This is a genomic window from Streptococcus mitis (assembly GCF_023109515.1).
GTDB classification, from domain to species: Bacteria; Bacillota; Bacilli; order Lactobacillales; family Streptococcaceae; genus Streptococcus; species Streptococcus mitis_CS.
Window position 1 is genome coordinate 1,129,424 of sequence record NZ_JALDUM010000001.1, and the last position, 26,442, is coordinate 1,155,865.

29 protein-coding genes, 1 pseudogene and 1 riboswitch are annotated in these 26,442 nt (G+C 42.4%); of the genes and pseudogenes, 11 read left to right on the forward strand and 19 right to left on the reverse strand.

Translation table 11 applies throughout. From position 1 onward, the window contains the following. Positions 1 to 98 precede the first annotated feature (98 nt). The 8 genes and pseudogenes from gatC (at position 99) to nusB (ending at position 5,542) form a co-directional block, all read left to right on the forward strand. A complete protein-coding gene (gene gatC / locus M1G05_RS05475; RefSeq protein WP_000705419.1) occupies positions 99 to 401 on the forward strand; it encodes an Asp-tRNA(Asn)/Glu-tRNA(Gln) amidotransferase subunit GatC in 303 nt (100 codons plus the stop codon). Continuing rightward, positions 401 to 1,867, forward strand: coding sequence for an Asp-tRNA(Asn)/Glu-tRNA(Gln) amidotransferase subunit GatA (gene gatA, locus M1G05_RS05480; RefSeq protein ID WP_247953295.1), 1,467 nt, complete (start codon positions 401 to 403; stop codon positions 1,865 to 1,867). The genes gatC and gatA overlap by 1 nt, the downstream gene beginning before the upstream one ends. Next, positions 1,867 to 3,312, forward strand: coding sequence for an Asp-tRNA(Asn)/Glu-tRNA(Gln) amidotransferase subunit GatB (gatB, locus tag M1G05_RS05485; RefSeq protein ID WP_153209151.1), 1,446 nt, complete (start codon positions 1,867 to 1,869; stop codon positions 3,310 to 3,312). Before gatA ends, gatB begins: the two co-directional genes overlap by 1 nt. 43 nt (positions 3,313 to 3,355) lie before the next feature. After that, complete coding sequence (locus M1G05_RS05490) at positions 3,356 to 3,751, forward strand: hypothetical protein (RefSeq protein WP_001032001.1); 396 nt, start codon at positions 3,356 to 3,358, stop codon at positions 3,749 to 3,751. Between the two features lie 108 nt (positions 3,752 to 3,859). Next, positions 3,860 to 4,021 (forward strand): annotated as a pseudogene (locus tag M1G05_RS05495) (GatB/YqeY domain-containing protein); the annotation flags it as partial. 137 nt (positions 4,022 to 4,158) lie between these two features. Continuing rightward, positions 4,159 to 4,719: an elongation factor P gene (efp, locus tag M1G05_RS05500; protein WP_000568643.1), complete on the forward strand. Its 561-nt coding sequence runs from the start codon at positions 4,159 to 4,161 to the stop codon at positions 4,717 to 4,719. 21 nt (positions 4,720 to 4,740) lie between these two features. After that, positions 4,741 to 5,130 (forward strand): Asp23/Gls24 family envelope stress response protein, encoded by a 390-nt coding sequence (locus M1G05_RS05505; RefSeq protein WP_247953296.1) that lies wholly within the window; start codon positions 4,741 to 4,743, stop codon positions 5,128 to 5,130. Then, on the forward strand, positions 5,123 to 5,542 hold the full coding sequence (gene nusB / locus M1G05_RS05510) for a transcription antitermination factor NusB (RefSeq protein WP_247953297.1): 420 nt from the start codon (positions 5,123 to 5,125) through the stop codon (positions 5,540 to 5,542). The genes M1G05_RS05505 and nusB overlap by 8 nt, the downstream gene beginning before the upstream one ends. Before the next feature lie 52 nt (positions 5,543 to 5,594). On the opposite strand, the gene M1G05_RS05515 is transcribed toward nusB, so the two are convergent. From M1G05_RS05515 to M1G05_RS05580, 15 genes are all read right to left on the reverse strand, one after another. Continuing rightward, complete coding sequence (locus M1G05_RS05515; protein WP_247953298.1) at positions 5,595 to 6,320, reverse strand: CPBP family intramembrane glutamic endopeptidase; 726 nt, start codon at positions 6,318 to 6,320, stop codon at positions 5,595 to 5,597. A gap of 18 nt (positions 6,321 to 6,338) precedes the next feature. After that, positions 6,339 to 6,545, reverse strand: a complete 207-nt coding sequence (locus M1G05_RS10095) for a hypothetical protein (RefSeq protein ID WP_419991961.1) — start codon at positions 6,543 to 6,545, stop codon at positions 6,339 to 6,341. Between the two features lie 132 nt (positions 6,546 to 6,677). After that, positions 6,678 to 7,445, reverse strand: a complete 768-nt coding sequence (locus M1G05_RS05520) for an acetyl-CoA carboxylase carboxyl transferase subunit alpha (protein ID WP_153199178.1) — start codon at positions 7,443 to 7,445, stop codon at positions 6,678 to 6,680. Next, entirely contained in the window at positions 7,442 to 8,308 is an 867-nt protein-coding gene (accD, locus tag M1G05_RS05525) for an acetyl-CoA carboxylase, carboxyltransferase subunit beta (protein WP_084864839.1), read from the reverse strand. The genes M1G05_RS05520 and accD overlap by 4 nt, the downstream gene beginning before the upstream one ends. Positions 8,309 to 8,344: 36 nt before the next feature. Then, positions 8,345 to 9,712, reverse strand: coding sequence for an acetyl-CoA carboxylase biotin carboxylase subunit (locus M1G05_RS05530; protein ID WP_247953299.1), 1,368 nt, complete (start codon positions 9,710 to 9,712; stop codon positions 8,345 to 8,347). An 11-nt stretch (positions 9,713 to 9,723) separates the two neighbouring features. Further along, positions 9,724 to 10,146, reverse strand: coding sequence for a 3-hydroxyacyl-ACP dehydratase FabZ (gene fabZ, locus M1G05_RS05535; protein WP_000565509.1), 423 nt, complete (start codon positions 10,144 to 10,146; stop codon positions 9,724 to 9,726). Continuing rightward, the gene (gene accB, locus M1G05_RS05540) at positions 10,143 to 10,628 is read right to left on the reverse strand and encodes an acetyl-CoA carboxylase biotin carboxyl carrier protein (RefSeq protein ID WP_247953300.1); all 486 of its coding nucleotides are present in this window, start codon (positions 10,626 to 10,628) and stop codon (positions 10,143 to 10,145) included. The genes fabZ and accB overlap by 4 nt, the downstream gene beginning before the upstream one ends. Before the next feature lie 2 nt (positions 10,629 to 10,630). Then, entirely contained in the window at positions 10,631 to 11,866 is a 1,236-nt protein-coding gene (fabF, locus tag M1G05_RS05545; protein ID WP_049544789.1) for a beta-ketoacyl-ACP synthase II, read from the reverse strand. A 21-nt stretch (positions 11,867 to 11,887) separates the two neighbouring features. Then, the gene (fabG, locus tag M1G05_RS05550) at positions 11,888 to 12,619 is read right to left on the reverse strand and encodes a 3-oxoacyl-[acyl-carrier-protein] reductase (protein ID WP_049544788.1); all 732 of its coding nucleotides are present in this window, start codon (positions 12,617 to 12,619) and stop codon (positions 11,888 to 11,890) included. Between the two features lie 40 nt (positions 12,620 to 12,659). Beyond that, positions 12,660 to 13,583 (reverse strand): ACP S-malonyltransferase, encoded by a 924-nt coding sequence (fabD, locus tag M1G05_RS05555; protein ID WP_247953301.1) that lies wholly within the window; start codon positions 13,581 to 13,583, stop codon positions 12,660 to 12,662. Further along, positions 13,576 to 14,550, reverse strand: coding sequence for an enoyl-[acyl-carrier-protein] reductase FabK (fabK, locus tag M1G05_RS05560; protein ID WP_045612217.1), 975 nt, complete (start codon positions 14,548 to 14,550; stop codon positions 13,576 to 13,578). Before fabK ends, fabD begins: the two co-directional genes overlap by 8 nt. Positions 14,551 to 14,666: 116 nt before the next feature. Continuing rightward, entirely contained in the window at positions 14,667 to 14,891 is a 225-nt protein-coding gene (locus tag M1G05_RS05565; protein WP_000257838.1) for an acyl carrier protein, read from the reverse strand. Positions 14,892 to 14,949: 58 nt separating this feature from the next. Next, complete coding sequence (locus M1G05_RS05570; protein ID WP_247953302.1) at positions 14,950 to 15,924, reverse strand: beta-ketoacyl-ACP synthase III; 975 nt, start codon at positions 15,922 to 15,924, stop codon at positions 14,950 to 14,952. Next, positions 15,924 to 16,358: a fatty acid biosynthesis transcriptional regulator FabT gene (fabT, locus tag M1G05_RS05575; protein WP_000386355.1), complete on the reverse strand. Its 435-nt coding sequence runs from the start codon at positions 16,356 to 16,358 to the stop codon at positions 15,924 to 15,926. The genes M1G05_RS05570 and fabT overlap by 1 nt, the downstream gene beginning before the upstream one ends. A 93-nt stretch (positions 16,359 to 16,451) precedes the next feature. Further along, positions 16,452 to 17,237 (reverse strand): enoyl-CoA hydratase, encoded by a 786-nt coding sequence (locus M1G05_RS05580; protein WP_045612219.1) that lies wholly within the window; start codon positions 17,235 to 17,237, stop codon positions 16,452 to 16,454. Positions 17,238 to 17,446: 209 nt separating this feature from the next. Between M1G05_RS05580 and M1G05_RS05585 the strand changes: the two genes are divergently transcribed. The 3 genes from M1G05_RS05585 (at position 17,447) to serS (ending at position 20,673) form a co-directional block, all read left to right on the forward strand. After that, positions 17,447 to 18,811 (forward strand): aspartate kinase, encoded by a 1,365-nt coding sequence (locus tag M1G05_RS05585; protein WP_045612220.1) that lies wholly within the window; start codon positions 17,447 to 17,449, stop codon positions 18,809 to 18,811. A 2-nt stretch (positions 18,812 to 18,813) separates the two neighbouring features. Beyond that, complete coding sequence (locus M1G05_RS05590) at positions 18,814 to 19,185, forward strand: DUF956 family protein (RefSeq protein WP_000079350.1); 372 nt, start codon at positions 18,814 to 18,816, stop codon at positions 19,183 to 19,185. 213 nt (positions 19,186 to 19,398) lie between these two features. Then, positions 19,399 to 20,673 (forward strand): serine--tRNA ligase, encoded by a 1,275-nt coding sequence (gene serS, locus M1G05_RS05595; RefSeq protein ID WP_247953303.1) that lies wholly within the window; start codon positions 19,399 to 19,401, stop codon positions 20,671 to 20,673. A gap of 23 nt (positions 20,674 to 20,696) precedes the next feature. On the opposite strand, the gene M1G05_RS05600 is transcribed toward serS, so the two are convergent. The 4 genes from M1G05_RS05600 to M1G05_RS05615 all read right to left on the reverse strand — a co-directional run bounded on the left by M1G05_RS05600 (position 20,697) and on the right by M1G05_RS05615 (position 26,389). Beyond that, positions 20,697 to 21,596: a TDT family transporter gene (locus M1G05_RS05600; RefSeq protein ID WP_247953304.1), complete on the reverse strand. Its 900-nt coding sequence runs from the start codon at positions 21,594 to 21,596 to the stop codon at positions 20,697 to 20,699. Between the two features lie 109 nt (positions 21,597 to 21,705). After that, positions 21,706 to 22,254 (reverse strand): carboxymuconolactone decarboxylase family protein, encoded by a 549-nt coding sequence (locus M1G05_RS05605; RefSeq protein ID WP_000206768.1) that lies wholly within the window; start codon positions 22,252 to 22,254, stop codon positions 21,706 to 21,708. A 132-nt stretch (positions 22,255 to 22,386) separates the two neighbouring features. Further along, the gene (locus M1G05_RS05610) at positions 22,387 to 23,709 is read right to left on the reverse strand and encodes an alanine/glycine:cation symporter family protein (protein ID WP_049544781.1); all 1,323 of its coding nucleotides are present in this window, start codon (positions 23,707 to 23,709) and stop codon (positions 22,387 to 22,389) included. Positions 23,710 to 23,799: 90 nt separating this feature from the next. Further along, positions 23,800 to 23,888: riboswitch (glycine riboswitch) on the reverse strand. 164 nt (positions 23,889 to 24,052) lie between these two features. After that, a complete protein-coding gene (locus M1G05_RS05615) occupies positions 24,053 to 26,389 on the reverse strand; it encodes an endonuclease MutS2 (protein WP_173214203.1) in 2,337 nt (778 codons plus the stop codon). Between the last annotated feature and the right edge of the window lie 53 nt (positions 26,390 to 26,442).

A 26,442-nucleotide genomic window follows, 5' to 3' on the forward strand; every position in this document is an offset into this window, starting at 1 on the left:
TCAATTTCTATTTCTTTTCACTTCCCCCTCCCTTATTTATAGGAAAATATGGTAAAATAGAACAGACTAAAAATCATCATTTCACGAAAGGATGCAAGATGAAAATTACGCAAGAAGAGGTAACACACGTTGCCAATCTTTCAAAATTAAGATTCTCTGAAGAAGAAACTGCTGCCTTTGCGACAACCTTGTCTAAAATTGTTGACATGGTTGAATTGCTGGGCGAAGTTGACACAACTGGTGTCGCACCTACTACGACTATGGCTGACCGTAAGACCGTACTCCGCCCTGATGTGGCTGAAGAAGGAACCGACCGCGATCGCTTGTTTAAAAACGTACCTGAAAAAGACAACTACTATATCAAGGTACCAGCTATCCTAGACGATGGAGGAGATGCCTAATGACTTTTAATAACAAAACTATTGAAGACTTGCACAACCTCCTTGTCTCTAAGGAAATTTCAGCAACTGAATTGACCCAAGCAACGCTTGAAGATATCCAATCTCGCGAGACAGCTATCAACGCTTTTGTTACCATCGCTGAGGAGCAAGCCCTTGCGCAAGCTAAAGCTATTGATGAAGCAGGAATCGATGCTGATAATGCCCTCTCAGGAATTCCACTTGCAGTTAAGGATAACATCTCTACTGATGGTATTCTCACAACTGCTGCTTCAAAAATGCTCTACAACTATGAGCCTATTTTTGATGCGACAGCCGTTTCCAATGCAAAAGCGAAAGGCATGATTGTCGTCGGAAAGACCAACATGGACGAATTTGCCATGGGTGGTTCAGGTGAAACTTCTCACTACGGAGCAACTAAAAACGCTTGGGACCACAGCAAGGTTCCTGGTGGTTCATCAAGTGGTTCGGCCGCAGCTGTAGCGTCAGGGCAAGTCCGCTTATCACTTGGTTCTGATACTGGTGGTTCTATCCGCCAACCTGCTGCCTTTAACGGGATTGTTGGTCTCAAACCAACCTACGGAACAGTTTCACGTTTCGGTCTCATTGCCTTTGGTAGCTCATTAGACCAGATTGGACCTTTTGCTCCTACTGTTAGGGAAAATGCCCTCTTGCTCAATGCGATTGCCAGCGAAGATGCCAAAGACTCTACTTCTGCCCCTGTCCGCATTGCCGACTTTACTTCAAAAATCGGTCAAGACATCAAGGGTATGAAAATTGCTTTACCTAAGGAATACCTAGGCGAAGGGATTGACCCAGAGGTTAAGGAAACCATTCTGAATGCTGCTAAGCACTTTGAAAAACTTGGTGCTATCGTTGAAGAAGTCAGCCTTCCTCACTCTAAATACGGTGTGGCAGTTTACTACATCATCGCTTCATCAGAAGCTTCATCAAACTTGCAACGCTTTGACGGTATCCGTTACGGCTATCGTGCAGAGGATGCGACAAACCTTGATGAAATCTATGTAAACAGCCGTAGCCAAGGTTTCGGTGAAGAGGTGAAACGCCGTATCATGCTGGGTACTTTCAGCCTTTCATCAGGTTACTATGACGCCTACTATAAGAAAGCTGGTCAGGTTCGTACACTCATCATTCAAGATTTCGAAAAAGTCTTTGCGGATTATGACTTGATTTTGGGACCAACTGCTCCTAGTGTTGCTTATGACTTGGACTCACTCAACCATGACCCAGTTGCCATGTACTTGGCTGACCTTTTGACCATCCCAGTCAACTTGGCAGGTCTTCCAGGGATTTCGATTCCTGCTGGATTCTCTCAAGGTCTACCTGTTGGTCTGCAATTGATTGGTCCTAAGTACTCTGAGGAAACCATTTACCAAGCTGCTGCTGCTTTTGAGGCAACAACAGACTACCACAAACAACAACCCGTGATTTTTGGAGGTGATAACTAATGAACTTTGAAACAGTCATCGGACTTGAAGTCCACGTAGAGCTCAACACCAATTCAAAAATCTTCTCACCTACTTCTGCCCACTTCGGAAATGACCAAAATGCCAACACTAACGTGATTGACTGGTCTTTCCCAGGAGTTCTGCCAGTTCTCAATAAAGGTGTTGTTGATGCCGGTATCAAAGCTGCTCTTGCCCTCAATATGGACATCCACAAAAAGATGCACTTTGACCGCAAGAATTACTTCTATCCTGATAATCCCAAAGCCTACCAAATTTCTCAGTTTGATGAACCAATTGGTTACAATGGATGGATTGAAGTCGAGCTAGAAGACGGTACGACTAAGAAAATCGGTATCGAACGTGCCCACCTAGAGGAAGACGCTGGTAAAAACACCCACGGTACAGATGGCTACTCTTACGTTGACCTCAACCGCCAAGGGGTGCCATTAATTGAGATTGTATCTGAAGCTGACATGCGTTCTCCTGAAGAAGCCTATGCTTATCTAACAGCCCTCAAGGAAGTTATCCAGTACGCTGGTATTTCTGACGTTAAGATGGAAGAAGGTTCTATGCGTGTGGATGCCAATATCTCTCTTCGTCCGTATGGTCAAGAAAAATTCGGCACCAAGACTGAGTTGAAGAACCTCAACTCCTTCTCAAATGTTCGCAAAGGTCTTGAATACGAAGTTCAACGTCAAGCTGAAATCCTTCGCTCAGGTGGTCAAATCCGCCAAGAAACACGTCGTTACGATGAGGCTAACAAAGCAACTATCCTCATGCGTGTCAAGGAAGGCGCTGCTGACTACCGCTACTTCCCAGAACCAGACCTACCACTCTTTGAAATCTCAGACGAGTGGATTGAGGAAATGCGTACAGAGTTACCAGAGTTTCCAAAAGAACGCCGAGCTCGCTACGTATCTCAACTTGGTTTGTCAGACTACGATGCTAGCCAGTTAACCGCAAACAAAGTCACTTCTGACTTCTTTGAAAAAGCTGTTGCCCTCGGTGGCGATGCCAAACAAGTCTCTAACTGGCTCCAAGGGGAAGTCGCTCAGTTCTTGAACGCAGAAGGCAAGACACTGGAACAAATCGAATTGACACCAGAAAACTTGGTTGAAATGATTGCCATCATCGAAGACGGTACTATCTCTTCTAAGATTGCCAAGAAAGTCTTTGTCCACCTGGCTAAAAATGGCGGAGGCGCGCGTGAATACGTTGAAAAAGCAGGTATGGTCCAAATCTCAGACCCAGCTGTCTTGATTCCAATTATCCACCAAGTCTTTACCGATAACGAAGCCGCAGTTGCCGACTTCAAGTCAGGTAAACGTAACGCAGATAAGGCCTTCACAGGCTTCCTTATGAAAGCAACTAAAGGCCAAGCCAACCCACAAGTTGCCCTTAAACTTCTTGCACAAGAATTAGCGAAGTTGAAAGAAGATGAATAACAGACTTTTTATATACCTTTTTCTATTTTAGAAAGAAGAAAAAATGAACAAATTTTTACGATTGCTATTTGTTTTAGTCATCATCGCTATGCTAGGCGCTTCTATACTACAAATTTTCTTTCCATCATACATGGGAAGTCACTCCGGGTACGGAATCTCAGCTGGTTGGCAACGAGAAATTGGAATATGGAACCTAGCTGTATTGATTCTTATTCTCGGTGTCAATATTAAGTACGATTGGTTCTATCTACGAATCGTGCTTCTCACTCTCATCTTCGGTGGGATCGGAATAGGAACAAATCACTTAGTCAATTTTATGGAGTATCATTCTCCTGTAAATGCTATCGGTGCTTTCGAAAATTACTTGCTAGCGACGGGGTGGATTGTAGGGTGGCTCATTGAACATCATTCCATAAAGAAGATAACTGCTAGTAAATAACGACAAGTATATCTTAGATAATTTTTAAAGATTATAATATAGTTTAATAATCATTCAAATTAAGAGATCTACCTTTTCAATAGCCTCAATCCCATATCCTTCTTGAAGAGCTCAGCTACGACCAAGAAAGTCTTTGTCCACCTGGCTAAAAATGGCGGTGGCGCGCATGAATACGTTGAAAAAGCAGGTATGGTCCAAATTTCATATCCAGCTGTCTTGATTCCAATTATCCACCAAGTCTTTGCCCAGGAATTAGCGAAGTTGAAAGAAGATTAACACGTAAAAGAAACCAGCCCTGAGGTTGGTTTTTTTCGCTCCTACCAAATCCCATTAACTATTTTGGCTTTATTTCCAGAAGATTTTATGGTAAAATGAAGAGTAATAATATTTATTAAAGAGGTAAAAACATGATTGAAGCAAGCAAATTGAAAGCTGGTATGACATTTGAAACTGCAGACGGAAAATTGATCCGCGTTTTGGAAGCTAGCCACCACAAACCAGGTAAAGGGAACACGATCATGCGTATGAAATTACGTGATGTCCGTACTGGTTCTACATTTGATACAAGCTACCGTCCAGAAGAAAAATTCGAACAAGCTATTATCGAAACTGTTCCAGCTCAATACTTGTATAAAATGGATGAAACTGCCTACTTCATGAACACTGAAACTTACGACCAATACGAAATCCCAGTCGTAAACGTTGAAAATGAATTGCTTTACATCCTTGAAAACTCTGATGTGAAAATCCAATTCTACGGAACTGAAGTAATCGGTGTAACTGTACCAACTACTGTTGAATTGACAGTCGCTGAAACACAACCATCTATCAAAGGTGCTACTGTTACAGGTTCTGGTAAACCAGCAACTATGGAAACTGGACTTGTTGTCAACGTTCCAGACTTCATCGAAGCTGGACAAAAATTGATCATCAACACTGCAGAAGGAACTTACGTTTCTCGTGCCTAATCTCTAGAAAGAGGTCATTCTATGGGAATTGAAGAACAATTTGGCGAAATCGTTATCGCTCCACGTGTACTTGAAAAAATCATTGCCATCGCAACTGCTAAAGTTGATGGTGTCCACTCATTTTCAAATAAATCCGTATCCGATACCCTATCAAAACTCTCTCTTGGTCGCGGCGTCTACTTAAAAGAAAACAATGAAGAGCTAACTGCTGACATCTATCTCTACCTTGAGTACGGTATAAAAGTACCAAAAGTGGCTCTTGCTATTCAAAAAGCAGTAAAAGATGCTGTCCGAGATATGGCTGATGTGGAACTTGCTGCTGTTAACATCCATGTTGCAGGAATCGTTCCAGATAAAACACCAAAACCTGAGTTGAAAGATCTATTTAACGAGGACTTCCTCAATGACTAGTCCATTATTAGAATCTAGACGTGAACTTCGTAAATGCGCTTTTCAAGCTCTTATGAGCCTTGAATTCGGCACAGATATGGAAACAGCTTGTCGCTTTGCTTACACGCATGACCGTGAAGATGCAGATGTGCAAATCCCTGCCTTTCTTCTAAACTTGGTTTCTGGCATTCAAGCTCAAAAAGACGAGTTGGATAAACAAATCAACCAGCACCTCAAGTCAGGATGGACAGTTGAACGCTTGACCTTGGTCGAAAAAAACTTACTACGCTTAGGAATCTTTGAAATCACATCATTTGATACACCTCAACTAGTAGCAGTCAATGAAGCCATTGAACTTGCCAAGAATTTTTCAGATCAAAAATCAGCCCGCTTTATCAACGGACTGCTTAGTCAATTTGTAACTGAAGAATAGTAGATAGAAAACAGTGTTTGACAGATATCAAACACTGTTTTCTTTGCTTCCACTATCTTAAAAAGTGATAATAGACATAATTATAAACAAAAATCCAGATGGGTTTTGCATAAATGAGAAAGTTGAAAAAACTATGGCACAGGATGGTGATTTTTAAGTTCTTTGTCCACCGATATACTAGGGCATAGAAGAGACCGCCTAAACTATAAATAATCAAACTGATAGGATCTCGGTGAGTTAGGATCAAATGACTAAGTCCAAAGATAAGAGCAGATAGAATAACATCCAGATAGTACTTGGACTGGTGGAAAAAGGTATTCATAAAATACCCTCTATGAATCAGTTCCTCCAATATAGGTGCGACAACTACTGTTAAAATAAAACTAAGAACAGTTGATAGAAAAGTTGGTTGTCCATTTGAATAAAGGATAGAAAGTAGCTTTTGAAAAATATACTTGTTATCAACTAAATAATGATACTGTAACTGAAAAGCATCCACCAATTGACGATCAAAATAAGTAGCCACTAGACCAACTACAAGGTAAAAGAATCTTGACTTCTTTGAACCCTTTTTCTCAAAAATATAGAGCATCTCTTTCTTTTTGAGCCAGTAGATAAATAATAGCAAAAGAGCTGTTAATTCAACTGTTAAAAAGATAAAATAGCCATCTATCCCCCATCCTAAAAACTTAGTGATTTGCACTACCCCTAACTCTGGTAGATAAACCGATAGAAATACCAGTGATGTAAAGACTCCCAAATGCCCTAGTTTTTTCATACTTACCCCTTTAATTTATCAGTAGCCAATACCATTAGCACGTCTAGTCGCATGATTCAGTATTATACTCGAGTCAGTTGCAATGCTATAAGCATAAGGCCAACTCCAATAATAATCATCAACCAACCAAATCATGCCACCACCTGAAGTTTCCTCTAAGTTCTCAGATGAAAGAACTGTAAATGTATCTGTACCTGTCCTATCAAGTACCTCCTTAAAATAAATTTTTGTAAGCTTACATCTACAGTATACATCTTTTTTATCTATTTTATAGTCCATCTCCTCAACTGTCAATTTTTCGGTCTGAACTGCATTTTTCTAAAAAAATGAGACCTTTCTAGCCTCATTTAGTCATTTTTAGTATTTTCTAAATCGTTGGTAACGTTCTTCCAACAACTCCTCGAACGTTTTTTGTGACAGTAAAGCTAGTTCCGTTTGGAGTTCTTTTTTGACACTCTTAATCAGTTCTTTACTAGAAAGTCCTGCTTCAGAAATCACCTTGTCCACCACGTCCATTTCTAACAGTTCATGCGAAGTGATTTTCATCAGTTCTGCCGCTTCCATGGCACGACTGCCATCTTTCCATAGAATGGAAGCAAAACCTTCTGGACTGAGAATGGCATAGATAGAATTTTCCAGCATCCAAACACGGTCTGCGACTGCTAGAGCCAGAGCCCCACCAGAACCACCTTCACCGATAATGATAGCAATAATAGGAACTTTCAAATCACTCATTTCCATGAGATTGCGAGCAATAGCTTCTCCCTGTCCGCGTTCTTCTGCTCCGACACCAGGATAGGCACCTGCTGTGTTGATAAAGGTCACTACTGGACGGCCAAACTTTTCAGCCTGTTTCATCAACCGTAGGGCCTTGCGGTAACCTTCTGGATGCGGTTGACCAAAATTCCGTTTAAGGTTATCTTGTAAACTCTTGCCTTTTTGGATACCAACCACTGTTACAGCTTGCTCTCCAAGCCAGCCAATACCACCAACAACTGCACCATCGTCACGAAAAGAACGGTCACCGTGTAATTGGATAAAGTCATCAAAAATGCCTGCAGCAAAGTCCAAGGTTGTCAAGCGACTCTGCTCACGCGCTTCTCTGACTATTTTTGCAATATTCATCTAGGACCCCCTCCGTGCAATCTGACTAGGCTTGCAATCGTATCTGGCAAATCTCTTCTTTTAACGATAGCATCCACAAAGCCATGCTCAAGTAGAAATTCTGCCTTTTGGAAATCCTCAGGCAAGCTTTCACGAACCGTGTTTTCAATCACACGACGCCCTGCAAAACCAACCAAACTCTGTGGTTCAGCCAAAATGATATCGCCTTCCATAGCGAAAGAAGCTGTCACACCACCTGTCGTTGGATCAGTCAAAATGGTAAGGTAAAAGAGGCCTGCATTTGAATGGCGTTTAACCGCTGCAGAGATCTTGGCCATCTGCATGAGACTCATGATTCCTTCCTGCATACGGGCCCCACCAGAGGCTGTGAAGAGAACAACTGGTAATTGTTCAACCGTCGCATACTCAAACAAACGAGTGATTTTTTCCCCTACAACCGTACCCATAGAAGCCATGATAAAGTTGGAATCCATAATCCCAAGAGCCACAGTCTGACCTTTTATAAGAGCTGTTCCTGTCACAACGGCTTCATCCAGACCTGTTTTTTCACGCATAGTTGCTAGTTTCTTTTGATAACCAGGGAAATGCAAGGGATCCTTGCTCTCAATCCCTGTAAACAATTCCTTGAAGGTTCCCATATCAATCGTCAAAGCCAAGCGTTCTTGGGCAGAAATACGAAAGGTATAGCTACAATGTGGACAGATGCGCTCACTTCCCAGATCCTTCTGATAGATGGTATGCTTACAACCTGGACACTGAGAGAATAATTCATCTGGAACCTCTGGCTTGGCTTGAGGTTTTTCCCTAACCGAACGATTGGGATTGATTCGAATATACTTATCTTTTTTACTAAATAGAGCCATTGATTCCCCTTTTCGGTTTAAACTCTTGAAGTCATTTTATTCTTTTTCTTGATATTTGGGTAAAAAGGTTTCCATCAAGAAGGAAGTATCGTAATCTCCAGCAATGACATTGCGATCTGAAATAAGGTCAAGCTGGAAATCTGCATTGGTCTGCACCCCTTCAATCTCTAATTCATAGAGGGCACGTTGCATTTTCATCAAGGCGTCAAAACGATTTTCGCCGTGTACGATGATTTTGGCAATCATACTATCATAATAAGGTGGAATGGTATAGCCTGGATAAACTGCTGAATCCACGCGCAAGCCAACTCCACCACTTGGCAGATAGAGATTGGTAATCTTACCTGGACTAGGAGCAAAGTTGAAGGCTGGATTTTCTGCATTGATCCGACACTCGATAGCATGCCCACGTAGAACAATATCTTCTTGCTTAACAGACAGAGGCTGACCTGCCGCAATGCGAATCTGTTCCTTAACGATATCCACACCTGAAACAAACTCTGTTACTGGATGCTCTACCTGAACACGTGTATTCATTTCCATGAAATAGAAATTGCCACTTGCTTCATCAAGCAGAAACTCAATGGTCCCTGCATTCTCATAGCCAACAGACTCTGCAGCTCGAACAGCAGCCGCACCGATTTTATGACGCAACGTTTTTCCGATTGCAATTGAAGGGCTTTCTTCCAAAACCTTTTGATTATTCCGTTGAAGAGAACAATCTCGTTCACCCAAGTGAATCACATTTCCGTGTTCATCTCCTAGGATTTGAACCTCAATATGGCGAGCTGGATAAATAACCCGCTCTATGTACATAGCACCATTGCCATAATTGGCCTTGGCTTCACTTGAAGCAGTATCAAAGGCGGAAACGAGATCTTCTGGCTTTTCAACCTTACGAATCCCTTTACCACCTCCACCTGCTGAAGCCTTGAGCATAACAGGATAGCCAATTTTTTCAGCAACAATCAAAGCTTCCTCAGAGTTATGCACTTCTCCATCTGAACCTGGAATGACTGGAACACCAGCTTTGATCATCTGAGCACGCGCATTGATTTTGTCTCCCATCATATCCATGACATGACCAGATGGGCCGATAAACTTAATACCTACCTCTTCACACATGGTTGCAAATTTGGAATTTTCACTGAGAAATCCAAAACCTGGGTGAATGGCTTCCGCCTCAGTCAAGACTGCAGCTGATAGAACCGCATTAATATTGAGATAAGACTCTGTTGGCTTACCAGGGCCAATACAAACTGCTTCATCTGCCAAAAGCGTATGAAGAGCTTCCTTATCAGCAGTTGAATAAACCGCCACCGTTGCAATGCCCAATTCACGCGCCGCACGGATAATACGAACCGCAATTTCACCACGATTGGCAATTAAAATTTTTCGAAACATGGAGAACCTCCTTAGTTCCCTATTGCAAAGGTAAGAGTACCACTAGCTGCAAGCTTGCCATCCACTTCAGCCTTTGCTTCAACCACAGCAATCGTGCCACGACGTTTGACAAAAGTCGCTGTCATAAGCAATTGGTCTCCAGGCACAACTTGCTTCTTGAACTTAACCTTGTCCATACCAGCGTAAAAGACCAGTTTCCCCTTATTTTCAGGTTTTGATAACTCCAAGACACCAGCTGTTTGCGCCAAGGCTTCCATAATCAGAACACCTGGCATGACAGGGTATTGAGGAAAATGACCGTTGAAGAAGGGCTCATTGATGGTTACATTTTTGATAGCAACAATAGTATCCTCGCTCACTTCCAACACACGGTCCACTAGGAGCATAGGATAACGGTGGGGAAGGGCTTCTTTGATTCCTTGAATATCGATCATTTGATACGTACCAATCCTTTACCAAACTCAACCATTTCTTCATTAGAAACGAGAATTTCTGTTACCACACCATCCTTAGGAGCTGGGATTTCATTCATGACTTTCATGGCTTCAATAATTACCAATGTTTGGCCTTTTTTAACACTATCACCAACTGTTACAAAGGCAGGTTTATCTGGACCAGCAGCCAAGTAAGCCACCCCAACAAGTGGGCTCTCTACAACATCTCCCTCAGCAGCCACACTTGCTTCTACTGGCGCCGAAGTTTCTTCCACTACAGTTTCTGCTGGAGCAGATGAAAGCGCTACTGGACTTGGTGTTGCTAGAACGGGCGCTGGAGCGACTTGAGCTGCAACTTCAGGTACAAGTCTAGCTTCATTCTTGCTAAACTGCAACTCATCCGTCCCATTTTTATAAGAAAATTCTCTCAAACTTGACTGGTCAAATTGAGACATCAAGTCTTTAATATCGTTTAAATTCATACTTATTTATTCTCCCAACGTTTGAAAGCAAGAACTGCATTGTGGCCACCAAAACCAAAGGTATTTGAAATAGCATATGGAATTTCTTGCTCCAAGCCTTGTCCATAAACGACATTGGCTTCGATATAATCTGATACTTCACTTGTTCCAGCTGTCATTGGTACAAAGTTATGACGCATAGCCTCGATTGTTACGATAGCTTCTACTGCACCTGCAGCCCCCAGCAAATGTCCGGTGAAAGACTTAGTTGATGATACAGGTACTTCCTTACCAAGAACAGCTACGATCGCACCACTTTCTCCTTTTTCATTAGCAGGAGTTGACGTTCCGTGAGCATTGACATAGGCTACTTGCTCTGGAGAAATCTCAGCTTCTTCCAAGGCTAGTTTGATAGCCTTGATAGCTCCCTGACCTTCTGGATGTGGGGAAGTCATATGATAGGCATCACAAGTGTTTCCGTAACCAACCACTTCAGCAAGGATAGTAGCCCCACGTTTTTCAGCGTGTTCCAGACTTTCAAGAACCAACATCCCTGAACCTTCACCCATGACAAAACCATTACGGTCCTTATCAAATGGAATGGAAGCACGAGTTGGATCCTCTGTAGTAGAGAGAGCTGTCAGGGCTTGGAAACCAGCAATAGCAAAAGGTGTAATAGAAGCTTCTGACCCACCTACCAACATGACATCTTGGAAGCCAAACTTAATTGAACGGAAGGCATCACCAATCGCGTCATTTGATGAAGCGCAGGCAGTATTGATCGATTTACAAACACCGTTTGCTCCAAAACGCATAGCAACATTTCCTGAAGCCATATTTGGCAAGGCTTTTGGAAGGGTCAATGGTTTCAAACGTTTTGGTCCTTTGTCATTTAGGCGAAGCACTTGATCTTCAATTTCCTTGATTCCACCAATACCAGAGGCCACAATAACACCAAAACGATCTTTATCAAGAGCCTCTACATCTAAATTGGCATGATTGACAGCTTCTTGAGCCGCATACAAGGCATATAAAGAATAGTTATCAAAACGATTGGTATCTTTCTTTACAAAGTATTTATCAAAAGGAAAATCTTGGATTTCTGCTGCATTATGAACATCAAAGTCACTATGATCAAATTTCGTAATTTGACCAATTCCGATTTTTCCAGTTGTCAAACTATTCCAAAATTCTTCTGGTGTATTTCCGATTGGAGATGTTACTCCATAACCTGTTACTACTACGCGATTTAGTTTCATCTTTTTTACCTCTAGCTTCTGCTACATACTTAAGCCACCATCAATGGCAACCACTTGACCAGTTAGATAATCTTGGCCTGCTAAAAATACTGTTAAATCTGCAACCTGCTCTGCCTGCCCAAATTCTTTCATAGGAATTTGTGCCAGCATAGCATCTTTTACCTTGTCTGATAGAACAGCTGTCATATCGGACTCAATCATTCCAGGTGCAATAGCATTAACCCTGATATTGCGATTGGCCACTTCACGCGCCACAGACTTGGTAAAACCAATCAAACCAGCCTTAGAAGCTGCATAGTTAGCTTGACCGATATTCCCCATCAAACCAACAACACTAGACATATTAATGATAGCACCTTCTCTAGCTTTTATCATCGGTTTCAAGACTGATTGTGTCATGTTAAAGGCACCAGTCAAGTTAACCTTGAGCACTTTTTCAAAATCTGCTTCTGTCATCTTGAGCATCAGGGTATCTTGGGTAATTCCTGCATTGTTGACCAAAACATCTACTGAACCTAGCTCAGCAATAGCTTGATCAACCATACGCTTAGCGTCTGCAAAATCGGACACGTCTCCTGATATAGGAACCACCTTGACACCATAGTTTGAAAACTCAGCGAGCAATTCTTCTGAAATTGCACCACGACTGTTTAAGACAATATTGGCTCCTGCTTGAGCAAACTTGTGGGCGATGGCAAGACCAATCCCACGACTCGAACCTGTAATAAAGATATTTTTATTTTTTAGTTGCATTCTTTTCTCCTGTTTCCTCTTGTATTTATGGGAGAAGGGATTACTTGTTTTCTAGCAAGGCTTCCAAGCTAGCCTGATCTTCAACATTGGCTAGTTTAGCTGTCTTATCAATCTTTTTGACAAAGCCTGACAAGACTTTCCCCGGTCCAATCTCGATAAAGTTGGTTACGCCTGCTTCTTGCATAACCGCAATGCTTTCATAGAAACGAACTGCTTCCTTGACCTGACGCGTCAAGAGTTGAGCGATGTCATCTTTTTTCATGACAGCAGCTTCTGTATTGCCGACTAGGGGACAAGTAAAATCTGAAAAACTTACCTGAGCTAGAGTTTCAGCTAGTTTCTGGCTAGCAGGCTCAAGGAGAGCGGTATGAAAAGGTCCTGAAACCTTAAGAGGAATCAAGCGTTTAGCTCCTGCTTCCTGCAAGAGTTCGACAGCTCGATCAACTGCTACCACTTCTCCACCAATCACGATTTGTGCAGGTGTATTATAGTTGGCTGGGGTAACTACTCCAAGTTCAGAAGCTTTTCGACAGACTTCTTCAATAACCTCTACTGGCGTATTGAGAACTGCTACCATCTTGCCAGAACCAGCAGGGGCCGCTTCTTCCATATAGGCGCCACGCTTAGCAACCAAAGCAACCGCTTCTCCAAAATCCAAGGCACCGCTGGCCACCAAGGCAGAATATTCTCCAAGAGACAAACCAGCAACTATATCAGGTTGATAGCCCTTTTCTTGCAATAAACGATAGATAGCAACTGAAGTTGCTAAAATAGCTGGTTGCGTATAGCGGGTCTGATTGAGTTTTTCTTCTTCTGTATCAATAAGATAACGCAAATCATAACCGAGTACCTGACTCGCTTGATCAATCGTTTCTTTGACAATCGGATACTGATTATAGAGTTCCCGTCCCATACCTAGATACTGGGCACCTTGACCAGCAAATAAAAAGGCTGTTTTAGTCATTTCTTACAACTCCTGCCCAACGAGAGGCTTCTTCTTGAATTTTCTTAGCTGCTCCGTAATACAAATCTTTTAGGATTTCTTCAACGGTTTCTTCTTTGGAAACAAGGCCTGCAATTTGACCTGCCATAACAGATCCACCATCCACATCTCCGTGAACAACCGCTTTGGCTAGAGCACCTGCTCCCATTTGTTCAAAAATTTCCAAATCTGGATTTTCTTGTTTAAAAGCATCTTTTTCAGCTTGTTCAAAATCACGAGTCAACTGATTTTTAATCGCACGAACAGCATGTCCAAAGTGTTGAGCTGAAATCGTAGTATCAATATCTCTAGCTTTTAAAATTTTCGCCTTATAATTTGGATGGGCATTAGACTCTTTTGCAACGACAAAACGAGTTCCAACCTGAACAGCCTCTGCACCTAGCATAAAGCCAGCTGCAACACCTTCACCATCCGCAATCCCTCCTGCAGCAATAACTGGAATAGATACAGCAGCAGCAACCTGGCGAACCAAGGTCATGGTTGTTAATTTACCGATATGCCCCCCGGCCTCCATTCCTTCTGCAATAACAGCATCCGCACCGATTTTTTCCATGCGTTTAGCTAGGGCAACACTTGGTACAACAGGAATAACCGTAATACCAGCTTCATGGAAACGTTCCATGTATTTGCTTGGATTTCCTGCGCCTGTTGTAACTACCTTAACCCCTTCCTCGATAACGAGATCTACAATATCTTCCACGAAGGGAGACAAGAGCATGATGTTGACACCAAAGGGTTTATCAGTCAATGATTTGATTTTATCAATATTTGCCTTGACAACTTCTTTAGGGGCATTCCCCCCACCGATAATCCCTAGTCCTCCAGCCTTGGAAACAGCTCCTGCCAAATCACCATCAGCAACCCAGGCCATTCCTCCTTGGAAAATAGGATAATCAATGTTCAATAATTCTGTAATACGTGTTTTCATAGTGCCTCCATCGTTTCTTGCTTACGTAATAGTTCGATACCGTCATAATTTGACGATCAAACTATTGCCTAAACAAGAGGGAGCGGGTTTCCCTACTCCTTCTATTTATATTCTGTTTATTTTGTTTGCTCTTCAACGTAGGCAACCAAGTCACCAACTGTTTTCAAGTCATCTTCTGCTTCGATTTGGATATCAAAAGCATCTTCAATTTCTGAGATTACTTGGAACAAGTCCAATGAATCTGCGTCCAAATCATCAAAAGTTGATTCAAGTGTTACTTCTGATGCGTCTTTTCCAAGTTCTTCAACGATAATTTCTTGTACTTTTTCAAATACTGCCATGATAGGACTCCTTTAAAATAAATAGTTTTTTATAACAATGTGTTCACCACATGATTACCTAAATTGTAAGAATGAGCGTGCCCCATGTCAAGCCTCCACCGAAGCCTGATAGTAGAACAGTCTGGCTACCATCTAAACGGATGAGGCCTTGTTCTACACACTCTGAAAGTAAAATCGGGATACTGGCTGCACTGGTGTTCCCATATTCCATCATATTGGCTGGAAGTTTATCTCGGTTAACACCGATTTTTCTAGCCATTTTATCCAAAATACGGTCATTAGCCTGATGAAGTAGCAGATAATCCAAGTTTGTCGCCTCTATAGGAGATTCATCAATAGTCTGCTTGATAGACTTGGCTACATCCCGAATAGCAAAATCAAAGACCGCGCGCCCATCCATCTTCAAAAATGAATCTGCATTTTCTTGATCTGAAAACGGAGAATGCAAGGCTGAATGTCCATAAGTTAGACACTCGCTACGACTCCCATCGCTATTAAGACTCTCAGCTAAGAAATGCTCTTTCTCGCTAGCTTCTAGCAAGACTCCACCAGCACCATCTCCAAACAAAACAGCTGTTGATCGGTCTGACCAATCGACTGCTTTAGAGAGGGTTTCACTACCAATCACCAAGCCTTTTTGAAAGCGACCAGAAGCGATAAACTTTTCAGCAGTTGAAAGAGCAAATACAAATCCACTGCAAGCTGCTGTTAGGTCAAAAGCAAAGGCCTTATTAGCACCAATATTAGCTTGAACACGAGCAGCTGTAGAGGGCATCATCGAATCTGGAGTAATGGTAGCTAGGATGATAAAATCCAACTCCTCTCCTGTGATTCCAGCTTTTGCCATCAGTTTCTTAGCAACCTCTGTAGCCAAATCACTAGTAGATTCTGTTCTTGAAATATGCCTTTGTCGTATTCCCGTCCGACTTGAAATCCACTCATCATTGGTATCCATAATCTGAGCCAAATCATGATTTGTAACCACTTGCTCTGGCACATAATGAGCAACCTGGCTTATTTTTGCAAAAGCCATTATCTCAAATCCTCCAAAAATTGATAAAGATTAGTCAAACCTTTGCTCATAACCTCAATTTCTTGCTTACTCATACCATCAATGATTTTTTCAACCATGGCCTTGTGGAAGCGTTTATGTAGCCTATGAACCAAGCGACCTTTCTTTGTCAAATGCAGATGTACCACACGTCGATCATGTTCTGAACGAATGCGTTCAATGTAACCCTTGCGTTCGAGATTATTCAAACTAGTTGTAACTGTCCCAAGAGTCACCATCAACTCTTTTGACACTTGACTTGGTGTCACATCTGGAACTTTTCCAATCACATCAATCGTATGCATTTCTTTGATGGAGATATCCTTGAAACGACTACCCCTCAAGCTAACTTCCTCAATAACGAGGACATTGTTAAATATAGACGTTAAGTATTCATTAATTCGTTGGTAGTCCAATCTTTCCTTCCCTCCTTTTCAAAAAAACTTTTAGAATCAAAACATTTGACAAAAGAATTATATCAAAGTTCAAAGAATGGTGCAAGTATTTTTTTATTTTCCTGTAAATTTAGGTCGTCTTCTTTCCGAATGAGCCCGAACTCCTTCTTTGAAATCCTCTGTTTTCGCTAGTGATTCCTGTAGGTTCAGTTCTAAAGCAGCATAATCTTGCCAGTCTTTAAATTGACTCTCCCAAACCAACTTCTTGATGGCAGCATAGGAATTAGCTGACCCGCGTCTCAATTTTTTAAGAAGCTGTTCTCTCGTCTTTTCAAGTTTATCAGCTTCAGAGACCCGATAAACAAGACCCCACTCCAGAGCTTTTTCTGCGGACAAAGCCTCACCTGTCATGGCTAATTGAGCAGCACGCGTCACACCAATACTTCGACTCAAGAGATGAATTCCTCCTGCATCCGGAGCCAAGCCAACTCCAACAAAGGCTTGGATAAATTTAGCCTTATCCGTTGCCAGACAGAAATCTGCAGCAACAGCCATATTTGCTGCGGCACCTGCAACAGCCCCATCAACCTCCATCAAGACAGGTTTAGCAATTTGCTTGATTTTATAAGAAATAGTATTGACCAATTCTGCGATTTTTGTCAATGATGGAATATCATCCTCATCCACCGCCCGCTTCATCTCTACTAAATCTCCCCCAACTGAAAAGACTTTGCCATTCGCGTTGATTAAGACAAAATGCACAGCCGGATCCTCTTCTGCCAAAGTCAGAGCTTCTAAAATCTCCTCACACATAGGAATATGAAAACCATTCGCGACCTCAGGACGATTCAAGGTAAGGATTGCCAAATCCTCTTCAAGCTGATAAATAATGTGTTCCATTTGAACTCCTTTTTATTTTATAAGCTGGTTAAATTATTTTATTTTCAAAGTATATCTTTTTTAAAATCAGAAAGCAAGAAAAAATCAACTGAAAGTGTCTCAGCCGATTAGAAAGGCTCGCTTTATACTAGAACGCATCTTATTTTCTTCATTGAAAAAAGACTTTCTTTCTGCTATAATCGTATAAAATACTTACTTTAGGAGTTCTTATGAAGGTTGTTAAATTTGGAGGTAGCTCTCTTGCCTCTGCTAGTCAATTAGAAAAAGTTTTAAACATCGTAAAAAGCGATTCAGAGCGTCGTTTTGTAGTCGTTTCTGCGCCTGGTAAACGCAATGCTGAAGATACTAAGGTTACGGATGCCTTGATTAAATACTACCGCGACTATGTTGCTGGTAACGATATTAGCAAGAGCCAAAACTGGATTATCGACCGCTATGCTGCGATGGTTAGTGAACTAGGTCTTAAACCAGCTGTGCTAGAAAAAATTTCCAAAAGCATTCGCGCCTTAGCCACTCTTCCTATTGATGAAAATGAATTTCTCTACGACACTTTTCTAGCAGCCGGTGAAAATAACAATGCTAAATTGATTGCTGCCTATTTTAACCAAAATGGGATTGATGCACGCTATGTGCACCCTCGAGAAGCTGGTATTGTGGTCACAAGTGAACCTGGCCATGCTCGCATCATTCCATCAAGTTATGACAAGATTGAAGAATTAACAAACGCAAATGAAGTCCTTGTCATTCCTGGTTTCTTTGGGGTTACCAAGGAAAATCAAATCTGTACCTTCTCACGTGGAGGCTCTGATATTACAGGTTCTATCATTGCTGCAGGTGTTAAGGCCGACCTCTATGAAAACTTTACAGACGTTGATGGTATCTTTGCAGCCCACCCTGGTATTATCCACCAACCACACTCGATTCCTGAGTTGACCTACCGTGAAATGCGTGAGTTGGCCTATGCAGGATTCTCAGTCCTTCATGATGAAGCTCTTCTACCTGCCTACCGTGGAAAAATTCCTCTAGTTATCAAGAATACCAACAATCCTGACCATCCAGGTACTCGTATTGTTTTAAAACACAGTAGTGATGAATTCCCAGTTGTGGGAATTGCTGGTGATTCTGGCTTTGTCAGCATCAACATGTCTAAATACCTCATGAACCGTGAGGTGGGATTTGGACGCAAGGTTCTGCAAATCCTTGAAGATCTTAACATCGGTTGGGAACATATGCCAACAGGTATCGACGATCTTTCAATCATCCTCCGTTCTCGCGAACTAACTCCTATCAAGGAAGAAGAAATCCTTCGTCAGTTGGTTCAAAAGGCTGAAGTAGACCATGCAGAAATCGAACACGACCTTTCTATCATTATGATTGTTGGTGAAAAGATGAAGAGCCATATCGGAGTAACTGCTACTGCGACACGCGCTCTATCTGAAAACAAGATCAACATCCAGATGATGTCGCAAGGTTCTAGTGAAGTTTCTATTATGTTCGTTGTCAATAAAGACCAAGAGAAAGCAGCAATCAAAGCCCTCTACAATGCCTTTTTCGGTGAAAGTAAGGAAGACTAACCATGGCCCAATCTCTTAACAAAACAGTGCTTCTCAATACAACAGGTACCTCCTACCTCTCTATAGCTGGGAAAGTTGGGAAATTTCTTGTCGGAGATCAGGCTCTGGAATTTTACCCAGATGTCAATGTCGAACAATTTATCCAGATTCCTTGGAGCCATATCAACCAGATTGGGGCCAATGTCACTGGGCGAAAAATCAGTCGCCACTTCGAAGTCTTTACAGACAGAGGAAAATTCCTCTTTGCTTCAAAAGACTCAGGTGCCATTCTTAAAATTGCTCGCGAAAAACTGGGCAATGACAAGGTCGTAAAACTTCCGACCCTGATTCAGACAATTAGCCAAAAATTTAAAAATCTATTTGCAAAAAAGTAGAAACTTTAGTATAATCATAGCAACGGATAAGTAGGTTATCTTCTTCTTTCAGAAAGTCTGCGGGGGCTGCGAGCAGATAGGAGGGATAGGTGAAATTCTACCGTTAGTAACAATTGCATACACAATCAAGTGCACACCTGTGAAGTTGGATGGAACCGTGGCCCTGCCACTCCAACGCTTTGTCAGGTGTGCTTTTTTCATAAAGGAGTTCTTATGTTAGATATCAAACGTATTCGTACAGACTTTTATGCTGTCGCAGAAAAATTGGCTACACGTGGTGTAGATGCTACTATCTTAAATGAGATGAAAGAAATCGACGCTAAACGTCGCGACATCTTGGTCAAGGTTGAAACTCTCAAGGCAGAACGTAACACAGTTTCTGCTGAGATTGCTCAAGCTAAGCGCAATAAGGAAAATGCAGATGACAAGATTGCTGCCATGCAAACTCTATCTGCTGAGGTCAAAGCCTTGGATGCTGAATTGGCAGAAATCGATGCTAAATTGACAGAATTTACCACTACTCTTCCAAATATTCCAGCTGATAGCGTTCCTGTTGGGGCGGACGAAGACGACAATGTGGAAGTTCGTCGTTGGGGTACTCCACGCGAGTTTGACTTCGAGCCAAAAGCTCACTGGGATCTTGGTGAAGACCTTGGTATCCTTGACTGGGAACGCGGTGGTAAGGTAACAGGCGCTCGCTTCCTCTTCTATAAAGGTCTCGGTGCTCGTTTGGAGCGTGCTATCTATAACTTTATGTTGGATGAACATGGAAAAGAAGGCTATACAGAAGTCATCACACCTTACATGGTTAACCATGATTCTATGTTTGGGACTGGTCAATATCCAAAATTCAAGGAAGACACTTTTGAACTCAGCGACAGCAATTACGTCCTCATTCCTACAGCTGAGGTTCCTCTAACAAACTACTACCGTGATGAAATCCTGGATGGCAAAGACCTGCCAATCTACTTCACTGCTATGAGTCCTTCATTCCGTTCTGAGGCTGGTTCAGCTGGTCGTGATACTCGTGGCTTGATTCGTTTGCACCAATTCCACAAAGTTGAAATGGTTAAATTTGCCAAGCCAGAAGAATCTTACGAAGAATTGGAAAAAATGACAGCCAATGCTGAAAATATCCTGCAAAAACTTAACCTTCCATACCGTGTCGTTGCTCTCTCTACTGGAGATATGGGCTTCTCAGCTGCGAAGACTTACGACTTGGAAGTTTGGATTCCAGCACAAAATACCTACCGTGAAATCTCAAGCTGTTCAAACACAGAAGATTTCCAAGCCCGTCGTGCCCAAATCCGTTACCGTGATGAAGCAGATGGCAAGGTGAAATTGCTCCATACCTTGAACGGTTCTGGACTTGCAGTTGGACGTACAGTGGCTGCTATTCTTGAAAACTACCAAAATGCAGATGGTTCTGTGACCATCCCAGAAGCACTTCGTCCATACATGGGTGGAGCTGAAGTTATCAAACCATAAAAATAAGGTTTAGCTATTTCTAGCTAGACCTTTTTTCGTAACCAAATCAAATAAGCACCTAATACAAAGAGCAAAATGATTAGGCAAATAACAGTTTCAGCCACTACCAAATAATCCAAAAATGGAAATTTCAAGATTCCCTGAGCCATCTTGAGCGAGGTAGCTGTGATAATGGTTGGGAAGGTGAGGGCTGAGAAGGCTGGTTGAAAACCTTGTTTTAAAATATTGGGCAGGCGAGTCAAAACAAAGAAAAAGAAGGATTGGGAAGCTAAGATCATGACAATCAAGAGCCAAGTCGGTAGACTGGCTCCTCCAACTCGAACTAGGGAAGCCAAGAGTAGGGAGAAAGGAGCACAGTAGATCCCTTCTTGTCCAAGCATGGCTTGTGGGAGTGGATGTTTCTTTAAATCGCTATAAATAAGCGGGTAGAGATAGAATGTCAAGAGAAATCCAAAACTCAAGGTCGCATAGGCAATTTCGATGATACCTACAAGAGGATAGGTCAAGGCTGCTACTGCTATCCCCACATAGAGAACCGTCCAGCTAGGAGTCGCATGAACCCTCCGACCCGGATAGGCAAATTTGATAGTGAAGCCAGCAATCAGAGCCACATCCAAGAGAAATGAAAAGCACCAGAGCCCTTGAGCAACCAAAGGAAAATGAGGGAAGACTCGAAAGACATAAGTCGATAAAATCATCCCAGCCATAAGAAAGGTGGCCATTCCTGACAAAAGTGGGGGCTTGGTCAATTCCTGCTTAGTTTCCTTCCAATTAAAGAGATGAAGAAGCAGAAAGAATATCCACAAAATCAAACCTGTCAGACTAAAAAGATGTGACAGAACCGGCAACGTATCTAAAATAAGATTTCCAGCTCCTGCCAAACCTAGCAAACAACCAGAAAATACCAAGGGGAGTTTTTTCATCCTAACCTCCAATAATCATGTTAGTTTCAGTATAGCATAAAAGCGCTTAATTGAGGGATTAAAAAAACGAAGTCCGATTATTTCAGACTTCATTTTTCTCAGATATTAATTAAGCATAAGGTTGCAATTCTGGGTTAATTGGTGTATTGGCTAGGTTGTTGGCATAGTTACAGAGGCTTGCTAGGCTGACACCAAGAACCACATCCAAGGCATTTTGTTGCGTGTAACCAGCTTCTAAAAACTCAGCCAAGGCTTCATCTCCTACACGACCCTTGGTATTGATAACTGCCAAGGTAAACTTAGCTAGGGTATCCAATTTAGGATCTGTTTCAATTGGAGTACGATTGCGAAGGGCTTGCAGAAGATCATCATTCATCTGGATTTGTTTGATTGAAAAGGCTGTGTGACCTGCGACACAGAAGGCACAACCATTGGTCACAGCTGCCGTGATCTGCACCACTTCACGCTCAACAGGCGTCAAGCTGTTGCGACGGTTGATAGCTCCGACAGTTCTGTAGGCTTCTAAAGCAGTCGGTGCATTAGCCAAGAGACCAATTAGGTTAGGAATATAGCCATTGTTATCTTTTTCTACTGTTTCAAGAACTTCTTTCACTTCTGCTGGAGCTGATTCGACTGTATGAATAGTAAATGTTGTCATCATAAAACCTCTTTTCATTTTGTTGAAACCTAGTCTATCACAGATTCTATACCATGTATAATATATATTTTAAATTACACTGATAGAAATTTTTTATGAAAGCAAAAAAATCACACGAGCTGTGTGATTTCATTATTTGTCAAAATACTTTTTAGTTTCAGCAATAACGACCGGCGACAAGACTAAGAGGGCAATCAAGTTTGGTAGAGCCATCAAGGCGTTAACGATATCTGCGATAATCCAAACCATATCCAACTCGATAAATCCTCCCAACAAGACCATGAGTACAAAGACCACACGGTAGAGCCAGATAAAGCGAACCCCAAAGAGAAACTCAAAACAACGTTCCCCGTAATAGTTCCAACCTAGAATTGTCGTGAAGGCAAAGAGTACAAGGAAGATTGTTAAGAGGGCAGGTCCAAAGTGTGAAAAGACTGTTGAGAAGGCTGACTGAGTCAAAGCAACTCCATTCAAATCACCACTCCAAACACCAGTCACCAAGATGGTCAAACCAGTCAGAGTACAGATAATGAGGGTGTCAATAAAGGTTCCTGTCATGGAAATCAAGCCTTGCTCTACCGGTTCATTTGTCTTGGCCGCAGCAGCTGCAATGGGAGCCGAACCCAGACCAGATTCGTTCGAGAACACACCACGCGCTACACCATTTTGAATAGCCATTCGAATGCTAGCACCGGCAAATCCACCTACCGCAGCAACAGGACTAAATGCTGATGTCAAGATTAAAGCGATTGTGGCAGGGATTTTCCCAATATTAAAGAAAATAACTGTAAGAGTTCCTAAAATATAGATGATAGCCATAAAAGGAACAACAGTAGTTGACACCTTAGAGATGGACTTGAGTCCACCAAAGACAGCAATCGCTACAAATACAGACAACACAAGAGCTGTGATGGCTGGTGAAATAGCCGTTGTATTTTGGATAGATTCTGTAATCGAGTTGACCTGGGTGAAGGTTCCGATCCCCAATAAAGCTACTAGCACACCTGCCAGGGCAAAAAAGATAGCAAGTGGTCGCCACTTTTCTCCCATCCCTAGAAGAATATAGTGCATGGGACCTCCCGCTACTGCACCATGGTCGTCCTTAGTGCGGTATTTGATAGCTAGTAATCCTTCCGCATACTTGGTAGCCATCCCAAAGAAAGCAGCCATCCACATCCAAAAGAGAGCTCCTGGTCCACCAACCTTGATAGCCGTCGCCACCCCGATAATATTTCCCGTACCAACTGTCGCTGCGAGTGCTGTACACAAGGCCGCAAAACTGGATACATCTCCATGCCCCTTATCCTTGGTAAAAATAAGCTGGAAGGCCTTGGGCAAACGCAAAACCTGCAAGAGTCCTAGACGGGCAGTTAGGTAAATCCCTGTTCCGACCAATAAAATTAAGAGGGGTGGGCCCCAAACAAAAGCATCGATTGATTTAAGCAATTCTAACATTTCCTTCTCCTATCTTTTCAACCCCAAAAGAAAGAGCACATGCAAGATACATGTACTCTGGAATGCTTAGATAAATGCTAAAAAGCGGTCTATCCTAGCTCTGTCCTTTTACCTGAGAGTTTGAGCAGTTGCCTGCCTTGCCCCTTCGGTGCCTTTACGGTCTCTCCAGAGTTCCGTCCATTTACAGTCATGGAAAATCAAACGATTCCCCACTTCTATTAAACTTCATTCGGTGTTGGTATTTAATTGATTCTTATTTTACAAAAAATGTTGGCTTTTGTCAATGTGTTTATTAGTAAAACTTAATTCAACAATTTTTACTGTATAAAGTCCGAAATATTTCTTATCCTTTAAAGGTCACAATAGTTGCACCACTGCCCCCAGCATTTTGCGGGGCATAGCCGAAACTCTTGACATGTTTGTTTCTTTGTAGGTATTTGGTGACTCCTTCACGGATGACACCTGTACCGATACCATGGATGATATCGACTTGGGCCATATTGTTGAGCAGAGCTTGGTCGATAAAGGCATCTAGCTCATTCATGGCCTCTTCATAACGTTTGCCTCGAAGGTCCAGTCTTGCTTGTGGGCCACGACCAGAAGTTCGTTTCACAACATTGACTTGTTTCTTCTTGACTTGCTTTTCTTGCTGGGCTTGAACAAGATCAAATTCTTTTTCTTCCAAGGTCATCTTGATTAAACCGACTTGGGCTTCCCAACGGCCATCCTTAAGTTGGCTGGTCAAGGTACCACGCTGTCCATAACTGAGAACCACGATATCATCTCCCACCTTTGGAGCTCGTTTTTTCTTGGCCTTTTGAAGGACCTTGTTTTTAGACAAGTCCACTTTTTCAGGAGCTAATTTTTTCAGCTTGGCTTTGGCTTCAATGATTTCATGGGGCTTGAGTTGGGATTTGCTATGGAGATTTTTGAGAATCTGATCACTTTCACTTAGGGCCATGTCCACAATCTCAGCTGCCTGTTCACGCGCCTTGTTAAGCTCTGTTTCCTTTTCACGATTGAGCTCGTTGTAAAGTTTTTTGAGAGCACGATTCATCTTGAGATTCTCTTGCTCCACCTCACGGATATTATCCAAGCGTTTACGACTTTCAAGCGTCTGCTCTTCCAGTTGCTCAATAATCCGGTTGACATCATTGTCCTGATCGACCTGCTGGCTGGCATCCCCTACGATGACTTCAGATAGGCCTAGACGTTTGGCAATTTCAAAGGCATTGCTTCGACCAGGCACGCCCTGCATAAAGCGATAGGTCGGGCGAAGAGTGGCAGTATCAAACTCCATGCTGGCATTTTGCACAAAGGCTGTCTCAATACCATAGGCCTTGAGTTCGGGATAGTGGGTGGTCGCCATGGTCTTGACTTGACGCAGGCGAAGGTCCTCCAGAATAGCCATGGCAAGAGCAGCTCCTTCTTGAGGGTCTGTACCAGCACCCAACTCGTCTAAGAGTAAGAGGGAATGTTGGTTGACCTTGCCAAGAATATCCACGATATTGGTCATGTGGCTAGAGAAGGTAGACAAACTCTGCTCAATAGACTGCTCATCGCCAATATCGGCAAAGATTTCTTCAAAAATACCCACACGACTTCCCTTGTCTGCTAAAATCGGCAAACCAGACTGAGCCATAACCTGCGTCAAGCCCAGAGTTTTGAGCATGATGGTCTTCCCACCTGTATTTGGACCTGTGATGACAATGGCTGTTAAATCTTGACCAAAATGGACATCATTCGCAACCGCATTTTTGACCAAAGGATGGCAGACATGGAGCAGTTGAATCTCCTGATTTTCTGATAGCTGAGGAACAACTGCTTGCCTCTCTTGGATAAAGCGGACCTTGGCACGAATCAAGTCTAGATGACCGATAATCCAAGCATCATTGGCAATCTCAGCAGCATGTGGGCGGACACGCTCAGAAATTTCTTGGAGAATGCGAAGCATTTCATAACGCTCATCTGCTCGCAGACTAGCGATTTCTTCGCTCAGTTTGACCACCTCACGGGGTTCGATATAGACGGTGTTTCCGCTGGCAGAAATATCATGAACGACACCTGCAATCTTGTTACGATAAGTGTTTTTGACTGGTAAAACCTGACGGCCATTTCTACTGGCTACGATCCCTTCCGTCAACATCTGCGCTTTTTGCTTGAGCAAGTCTTGCAAAACATCACGTACCTGACTCTCGCTATCATGGATTTTTCGACGGATTCGCGCCAATTCTTCACTGGCAAAATTTTCAATGAAACCTGCATCATTAAAGGCCTGAAGATTTCCTTGTAATTGTGGAAAATCGTGTAATTTCTCAAACCAAAGGGCTAATTCTTCCAAGCTGACATTTTCCAGATTAGCATAAAAACTTTGCAATTCTCTGCTGGAAAGAAGTACGCGCTTCAAGAGTAGGAACTCCTCGATATTGAGGTCCGCCCCCATCTCCAACCGCTTGCAGACTCCTGCAATTTCCTTGGTTGCGAGAATGGTAAAATGCGGTTGCTCGACAAAGAGAGCCTGCATTTCCTTCATCTCAGCAAAAGCCTGTTTGATTTTATCCGCTTTAGCAGTCGGAGCTAGCTGTCTCAATTGCTCCAAGCCCTGCTCGGTCAACAAATGGGGTTCAAACAAAGCCTTGACCTTATTGAACTCTAATGTTTCTAATATTTTCTTATTCATCTTTATTTCCTTGTCTTTGAATGTCTAGGTGTGGTAGCTTTTTACATTCTGAT